The organism is Priestia sp. P5_B4 (genome assembly GCF_056400385.1).
In genome coordinates this window covers 1-509 of record NZ_JBFULJ010001547.1, presented here as the reverse complement: position 1 = coordinate 509, position 509 = coordinate 1, and the positions used below count along the sequence as shown (strand labels likewise).

The window sequence follows — 509 nt, the reverse complement described above, 5'->3', positions numbered from 1 at the left end:
GCTCAGAAGACTCGTGTTGTACATCATTAATTTATCTGAAAAAGGGGAGATCGTTGAGCTTGTCGCTTTTCCTGCATGCGTAGCAGGAGGCTCTATATAGCTATGACGTAAAATATCTCCTAGTTCTGTTTCAATTTTTTTTGAAAGCTTCATTCCGTTGACAAAATGCTGCTGTGCCTCTTTGTTGCTAGCTGCTTGAGCAAAGCCAATCATCAGCTGCATTCCTACAAGATTTGTATCAACCGCATGTTGGATAAGAGACACTTCAATTGTATTAAGTGATCTTTTTTCACTAAGCCAGCTTAACCCTCCGATATAATTTTGTTCGTGGACAAACCGAACTTCTTTTGGCATTGAAACGTAAGGAGGCTTTGCAATGACGCCGGTTTCTAATAATATCTGAGTAGACTGATTGTATATTTGCTGCGCTTCTGCTGTTGCGTTTACGAAAAAACTTCTGATATCTTCCCGGTAGGACATCGTTGAATGCAAAGCGAACAGTCCAGTCT

At 40.7% G+C, this 509-nt stretch carries 1 protein-coding gene; it reads right to left on the bottom strand.

The window, feature by feature from the left end; translation table 11 throughout:
- Positions 1-509 (bottom strand): DUF3231 family protein (locus AC1DRF_RS32090; protein ID WP_477742841.1); only part of this gene is annotated, 509 nt, incomplete at both ends.